Consider the following 7278-nt stretch of genomic DNA (forward strand, 5'->3'; position numbering starts at 1 on the left):
GTGTTACTGAATGTCATGCTGTGGTCAGCCATCAGTTTATTCCTTTTAAGATAATTGTCTGATTAACCATTACCTTACCGGATAAGCCGATGGCTCTCACCATCCTTCCAAATTTACACCACGTCCCAAGACTCTACCTGAGGGGGCCAGTCTAATCGGTGATTAAAGTGGCGCGGTTTGAACTAAACCTTGGCAGAGTGAATAAGCATGAAACATTTACAGGTAGCAGTAGGCATTATCCGTAACGGCGCTCGGCAGATTTTTCTGGCGCAGCGCGCCGCCAGTTCGCATATGGCAAACATGTGGGAATTTCCGGGCGGTAAAATCGAGAGCGGAGAAACGCCAGAGCTGGCGTTGAAACGTGAGCTGCAGGAAGAAAATGGCATTGAGGTGCTGAGCGCCAGCTCATACGGGATTGCCGACCATACTTACGCCGACCTGCGTGTGACGCTGCACTTCTTTCTGGTTGAACAGTGGAATGGGGAGCCGTATGGGCGGGAAGGGCAACCGTCACGCTGGGTAGCGCAGGCTAATCTGCAGGCTGATGAATTTCCATTGGCCAATGCGGAGCTGGTGGTGCGCCTGAAAGCTGAAGCGCATCAGGCCACGCCGTAACCTTAACAGCTAGTCGCGATCGAGCAGTTGTTCACTCCATCTTTCGTTGTCATTCAGACCGTCGCTGCTGGGAATTCTCTTTTCTTCAGCGGCCCATTCGCCAAGATCGATCAGCTGGCAGCGCTTGCTGCAAAACGGACGCCAGCTGCTGAGTTCATCCCAAATCACCTGCTTGCCGCAGGTCGGGCAGTTCACCATGATTACATCATTCATACAATTACCTCAACAACAGGCCAGCTCAAAATCGAGAGGGGCGGTAACTTCACCACATTCGCTATCCAGCGGCAAAAAACGGATGGCATAACGGATTTTATGACCGGAAACCTGCGGATAAAGAGAGTCGTCCAGCTTTAACTGCAGGAGCAGCAGGTCAGCACCCTCAGAGTTATCTTGGAAGAAACCGTTCAGGCTAGTGTGATTGCGGAAGATCCCGGACTGACGGATCAAGTCGAGGATCATCGTCAATGCATCGCGCATTGGCGCTAGGGAGTTCAGCCATATGACCACCTGCTGGTCACGTAGCGGTTGTTCAATATGAAGCCAGATATGCAGCGTCGGCAGATCTAAAGCTACAGCAGCCACCCGGGATGCTTAAACGCTGACGCACTAAGGCAATTAAACGATCTTCGTGCAGCAGCTGGCCCATGCGCGGAGCGACCATCAGCGCCGCACCGCGGGTTTTCAGGTCGGCTAGCCGGGCATCAATAGTGGCGGTATCGACGCTAGGAACTTTGAACCATGACTGCAGTTTTTGCTGCTGACGCTCCAACTCTTTAAAGATTTCGGTGCGCAGTTCACCACGTTCAAACACGTCGAGCAGATCGGCGGCATTACGGAAAAATGTCAGCGCGCCCAAGTGATCAACAATGTTCTGGCTGGCGCTAAGTTGCTTGAGTAAAAATTCGATACGCAGCCAAGTACGCATTTTTTCGTTCAGTGGATGTTCAAAAGAACCGTTGTGCTCATGCTGTTAATCTCGATCGATTGCTGCTGCCAGCGCCAAATAGTGCTGATGGAGTTCAGCAACGCGCGCGATCGCCGCTTCGGGCGATCCGCTGTTATCAATAATGTCATCCGCCGCTGCCAAGCGCGCTTCACGCGAGGCTTGAGCAACAAGAATATTTCCCGCCTGTTCACGGCTGATACCGTCGCGGCATAGGGTTCGCGCCAGCTGGGTTTCACGGTCTACGTCGACCACCAGCACCCGGTCAGCGATGTGTTGCAAATGGTTCTCTACCAGCAGCGGAACCACCCACAGGCACCAAGCTGAGCGGGTCAATGCTAACTGCTTACGCGTCTCTGCATGGATAAAAGGATGTAACAGTTTGTTAATCCAGCTTTTATCCTGCGGCGAACTGAAGATTTTCTGGCGCAATACGCCCCGGTTCAGCGAACCGTTCAGGTGCAGAATCTCGTCACCAAAGCGCTGGGAAACGGCCGCCAGTGCTGGCTGCCCGGGCTCTACCACTTGGCGCGCAATCACGTCGGAATCAACAATATCAATGTCCAATGCGGCAAAAGCGTTAGCGATAGTACTTTTTCCACTGCCAATGCCGCCAGTTAGCGCAACGATATAAGGCATGCTTTCAAGTTCTCGCTGCTTTGTTGACCTAATTTTACACCGGACAGCTCAATTTTGAGGTGCAGATCACAAAGCAGTTTTACAGGTAAATTTAGCGGATTGTAGCGTAAATAAAGCAAATTTCGCAGTCTTGTCAGCGCGTTCTTAGCGCGTATAATAGTGTCACTGGAACAGGCATTCAGCTTTATCCGCGCCGCGTTATCCTGAAGGGGGCGCTCTCGGATCACCGCCATCAATCAGCATAATCGTTATGCGCATCGGAAGAAGACATTAAGTTAGCGAAAGCGCATCGACAAATCGAGGGCACGCACATGTTTCGTCAATGCACCAACGGAGATATAGTCCACGCCGGTTTCTGCAAAGATTCGCAGGGTTTCGTCGGTCACATTCCCAGAGACTTCCAGCAGGGCGCGGTTATCACTCAGCTTGACGGCATCGCGCATCTGCTCGACGGTAAAGTTATCGAGCATCACGATATCTGCGCCAGCCTGCAGCGCCTGCTCCAGCTCTTCCATGGTTTCGACCTCGACTTCTACCGGCGCATCAGGGTGTAGCCAGAAGGCTTTTTCCACCGCTTTGGTGATCGAGCCACAGGCAATAATGTGGTTTTCTTTGATCAAAAAGGCATCCGACAGACCAAGGCGATGGTTGGTGCCACCGCCGCACAGCACGGCGTACTTCAACGCGGTACGCATCCCGGGCAGGGTTTTACGCGTATCCAGCAGCTGGGCGCGGGTGCCTTCCAGAATAGCCACATAGCGGCTAACTTTGGTCGCTACGCCGGACAACGTCTGCACAAAATTTAGCGCGGTGCGCTCTGCGGTGAGAATAAGTTTCGCCGGACCAATAGCTTCGAACAGCGTCTGATCAGCGACGATCTTATCACCGTCATCCACATGCCAGGTAATCTGTACTTTGTCATCCAGCTGGATAAACACTTCCTTCACCCAACGTTTACCGCAAAAAATACCGGGTTCACGGGTGATGACAACAGCATGCGAGGTCGTATCGTCAGAAAGCAGGCTGGCAGTGATGTCCTGGCAGGGATCCACTTCGCCACCCAGATCTTCACGCAGCGCCAGCGCTACGCTAGGGGGAATATCATCCTCAATACGGTCCATCAGTTCAGCACGGCGGCTATCAGGATCGTAACAGCGAGACGTCATGATCAAACTCCGAAAGGTCGGGTAACAGAGGCTGACATGCTAGCCTGTTTAACCCTGCCTTGCCAGCCACCTCAGCGCGTGGGAGGAGTGCCAAAATGCCGCTGTTGAAACTGATAACGTTCGACCTCGAAGCCGTGGCACTGTTGCAAAGATATTGATGTAATTAGGGTTTGCCCAGCGGTCGTGACGCAGACTTAGTGTTGTTGTATTCTTTGCTTTTTGGATGATTGATGGCAAAGGTTGATGTGGTTTGTCCTCGCTGTTCTGAAACTAGGTTATCCGAAATTTGTGGCTGACAGCACGGCTTAATCGCTGATCCTTGTGACAGACCCTCACCATATAAGGTACTATCCTCGCCAAACTTACAGCTGTGTGGTGCCTTGCCCTTAACGCGCCGCGAAGTGAGGAGAAGAGAACAGTGAGTGACCTGACGCAGGATGGTGCAGAGCGCCTTTCCCTGCACACCTTTACCGAAGATGCGTACCTTAAATACTCCATGTACGTCATCATGGACCGAGCGCTTCCTTACATCGGTGATGGCCTGAAACCGGTTCAGCGCCGCATTATCTATGCCATGTCCGAACTGGGCCTGAATAACAGCGCCAAGTTTAAAAAATCGGCGCGTACCGTCGGTGACGTACTGGGTAAATACCATCCGCACGGCGACAGCGCCTGTTATGAAGCGATGGTGCTGATGGCGCAGCCGTTCTCCTACCGTTATCCGCTGGTCGATGGCCAAGGAAATTGGGGGGCACCGGATGACCCGAAATCCTTCGCTGCGATGCGTTATACCGAATCGCGCCTGTCAAAGTATGCCGAAGTGCTGCTGGGCGAGCTGGGTCAGGGCACCGTTGACTTCGTACAGAACTTCGATGGCACCATGCAGGAGCCGTCGATGCTGCCGGCGCGCCTGCCGAATATCCTGCTGAACGGTACCACTGGGATCGCGGTCGGCATGGCAACGGATATTCCGCCGCACAACCTGCGCGAAGTGGCGCAGGCGGCGATGGCGATTATCGACAATCCGAAAACCACGCTCGATGAGCTGTTGGATATCGTACAGGGGCCGGATTATCCGACCGAGGCTGAAATCATCACGCCGCGCAGTGAGATCCGCAAAATTTACCAGAACGGCCGTGGCTCGGTGCGCATGCGTGCCGTGTGGAAGAAAGAGGATGGCGACGTGGTGATCACCGCGCTGCCGCACCAGGTTTCCGGTGCGCGGGTGCTGGAGCAGATTGCCACGCAGATGCGCAATAAAAAGCTTCCGATGGTGGAGGATCTGCGTGATGAATCCGATCATGCGAATCCGACGCGCTTGGTGATTGTGCCGCGCTCAAACCGCATGGACATGGAGCAGGTAATGAACCACCTGTTTGCTACCACCGATCTGGAACGCAGCTACCGCATCAACCTGAATATGATCGGCCTAGATAACCGCCCGGCGGTGAAAAACCTGCTGGAGATCCTCTCCGAGTGGCTGGTGTTCCGCCGTGATACGGTGCGCCGCCGCCTCAACTATCGTCTGGAAAAAGTGCTCAAGCGCCTGCATATCCTTGCCGGTTTGCTGGTGGCATTCCTCAATATTGATGAAGTGATCCACATCATCCGTAGCGAGGATGAGTCGAAGCCGGTGCTGATGTCGCGCTTTGACATTTCAGAGACCCAAGCTGAAGCGATCCTCGAACTAAAACTTCGCCATCTCGCCAAGCTGGAAGAGATGAAAATTCGTGGTGAGCAGGATGAGCTGGAGAAAAATCGCGCCCATCTGGAAGCGCTGCTGGCCTCCGAACGCAAAATGAATACCCTGCTGAAGAAAGAGCTACAAACAGACAGCGGGGCCTACGGCGACGATCGTCGTTCGCCGCTGAGTGAGCGTGAAGAAGCGAAAGCGATCAGCGAAAACGAGCTGGTGCCGTCTGAGCCAGTCACGATTGTGCTGTCGCAGAGCGGCTGGGTACGCAGCGCCAAGGGGCACAATATCGACCCGACCAGCCAGAGCTACAAGGTCGGGGACAGTTTTCGCGCCGCCGCACGCGGCAAGAGCAATCAGCCGGTGGCCTTTATCGATTCCACTGGACGCAGCTACGCGCTCGACCCGGTCACGCTGCCGTCGGCACGCGGGCAGGGCGAGCCGCTGACCGGCAAACTCACGCCGCCGCCGGGCGCAGTAGTGGAGCAGGTGCTTATGGAGAATGACGATCAGAAACTGCTGATGGCCTCCGATGCCGGTTACGGCTTTATCTGTACCTTTAGCGATCTGGTCTCGCGCAACCGCGCCGGTAAATCGCTGCTGAGCTTGCCGGAAAACGCCAAAGTGATGACGCCGATGGCGATCCACAGCAATGACGATCTGCTGCTGGCGATCACCACTGCCGGACGGATGCTGATGTTTCCGGTGGGTGACCTGCCGAAGCTGTCGAAGGGTAAGGGTAACAAGATTATCTCTATCCCTTCTGTGCAGGCAGCTTCGGGTGTAGACAAGCTGGCCTGGCTGCTGCTGCTGCTGCCGCAAAGCGCCATTACGCTGTATGTGGGCAAACGCAAGCTGACGCTGCAAGCCGCCGATTTGCAGAAATTCCGTGCCGAACGCGGCCGCCGTGGCACGCTGTTGCCGCGCGGTCTGCAGCGTATCGACAAAGTCGAAATTGAAGGGCCAGTGCGCGCTGCACCGGTAGATGACAGCGAAGAGTAACGACGGCGGCCTACATGCGGGCCGCTGCCTTAAGGTGACGACGAGGTTTTGATGCTTGCTATTTTACGTACCATCATCGTGGTGGTGTACTCCATTCTGCTGTGTATCTTTGGCTGTATTTACTGCCTGTTCAGCCCGCGTAACCCGCGCCACGTGGCAACCTTTGGCCACTTGTTTGGCCGTCTGGCGCCGGTCTTTGGCCTGAAGGTGGAGCTGCGTAAGCCGCAGGGCGCAGAGAATTATCCGAATGCAATTTATATCTGTAACCATCAGAATAACTACGACATGATCACCGCTGCCGCGATTGTGCAGCCAACCACGGTGACCGTGGGCAAAACCAGCCTGCTGTGGGTGCCGTTCTTCGGCCTGCTGTACTGGCTGACCGGTAACCTGCTGATCGACCGTAACAACCGTGCTAAAGCGCACGGCACCATTGGCGAGCTGGTTGCTCAGTTTAAGAAGAAGAAGATCTCATTCTGGATGTTCCCCGAGGGGACGCGCAGCCGCGGCCGCGGCCTGCTCCCGTTTAAAACCGGTGCCTTCTACGCGACCATCGCGGCGGGCGTACCGATTATTCCGGTGGTGGTATCCAACACCCACGGCAAAATTAAGCTCAACCGCCTGAAAAACGGCCTTGCGATTGTCGAAATGCTGCAGCCGGTGGATACTGCAGCCTTTGCCGACCAGTCGGTGCGTAAGCTGGCGACACACTGTCGCGAGCTGATGGCGGCTAAGCTGAATGAATTAAATGCCGAAGTGGCAGAGCGCGAAGCCGCAGGTAAGCTATAAATTAACGCAGTGGCCGCACTGGCAGCCAAGCTGACCGCGAAAGACGGCAGCACAGCCTGCGCACAATGATAAAAAATGGAATACGGTCACTGCGGCACTGTTGCAAAGATCTGGCGATGGTAAACTGATGCCACTGTTTAGTTGAAGGAGCAGCACATGAACCCATTTAAAGGTCGACATTTTGAGCGTCATATTATCCTGTGGGCCGTCCGCTGGTACTGCAAATATGGCATCAGTTATCGTGAGCTGCAGGAGATGCTGGCTGAGCGAGGGGTAAATGTCGATCACACCACGATTTATCGATGGGTTCAGCGTTATGCACCTGAAATGGAAAAGCGGCGGCGCTGGTACTGGCGTCAACCTTCCGGTTTTGGCTCATGGCATCTCGATGAAACCTACGTGAAGGTCAACGGACGCTGGGCTTATCTGTA

General features: G+C 54.6%; 7 protein-coding genes and 1 pseudogene. 4 read left to right on the plus strand and 4 right to left on the minus strand.

Going from position 1 to position 7278, the window contains the following annotated elements:
- The first annotated feature begins 207 nt into the window (after window positions 1-207).
- The gene (mutT, locus tag BBW68_RS09945) at window positions 208-615 is read left to right on the plus strand and encodes an 8-oxo-dGTP diphosphatase MutT (RefSeq protein WP_070135238.1); all 408 of its coding nucleotides are present in this window, start codon (window positions 208-210) and stop codon (window positions 613-615) included.
- 9 nt (window positions 616-624) lie between these two features.
- Here the strand turns inward: mutT and yacG are convergent, their stop codons facing one another.
- The 4 genes and pseudogenes from yacG to nadC form a co-directional block, all read right to left on the minus strand.
- Window positions 625-828 (minus strand): DNA gyrase inhibitor YacG, encoded by a 204-nt coding sequence (gene yacG / locus BBW68_RS09950; protein ID WP_070135239.1) that lies wholly within the window; start codon window positions 826-828, stop codon window positions 625-627.
- 9 nt (window positions 829-837) lie between these two features.
- Window positions 838-1581, minus strand: a pseudogene (gene zapD / locus BBW68_RS09955) (cell division protein ZapD).
- A gap of 4 nt (window positions 1582-1585) precedes the next feature.
- Entirely contained in the window at window positions 1586-2197 is a 612-nt protein-coding gene (gene coaE, locus BBW68_RS09960) for a dephospho-CoA kinase (RefSeq protein WP_070135240.1), read from the minus strand.
- A 275-nt stretch (window positions 2198-2472) separates the two neighbouring features.
- The gene (gene nadC, locus BBW68_RS09965; protein WP_070135241.1) at window positions 2473-3363 is read right to left on the minus strand and encodes a carboxylating nicotinate-nucleotide diphosphorylase; all 891 of its coding nucleotides are present in this window, start codon (window positions 3361-3363) and stop codon (window positions 2473-2475) included.
- A gap of 418 nt (window positions 3364-3781) precedes the next feature.
- On the opposite strand from nadC, the gene parC reads away from it, so the two are divergent.
- The 3 genes from parC to BBW68_RS09980 form a co-directional block, all read left to right on the plus strand.
- Window positions 3782-6058, plus strand: coding sequence for a DNA topoisomerase IV subunit A (gene parC / locus BBW68_RS09970; RefSeq protein WP_070135242.1), 2277 nt, complete (start codon window positions 3782-3784; stop codon window positions 6056-6058).
- 51 nt (window positions 6059-6109) lie between these two features.
- Window positions 6110-6847, plus strand: coding sequence for a 1-acylglycerol-3-phosphate O-acyltransferase (locus tag BBW68_RS09975; protein WP_070135243.1), 738 nt, complete (start codon window positions 6110-6112; stop codon window positions 6845-6847).
- 156 nt (window positions 6848-7003) lie between these two features.
- On the plus strand, window positions 7004-7278 hold a 275-nt coding region (locus tag BBW68_RS09980), incomplete at its 3' end, for an IS6 family transposase (protein WP_148127626.1).

Source organism: Candidatus Erwinia dacicola (genome assembly GCF_001756855.1).
GTDB lineage: Bacteria > Pseudomonadota > Gammaproteobacteria > Enterobacterales > Enterobacteriaceae > Erwinia > Erwinia dacicola.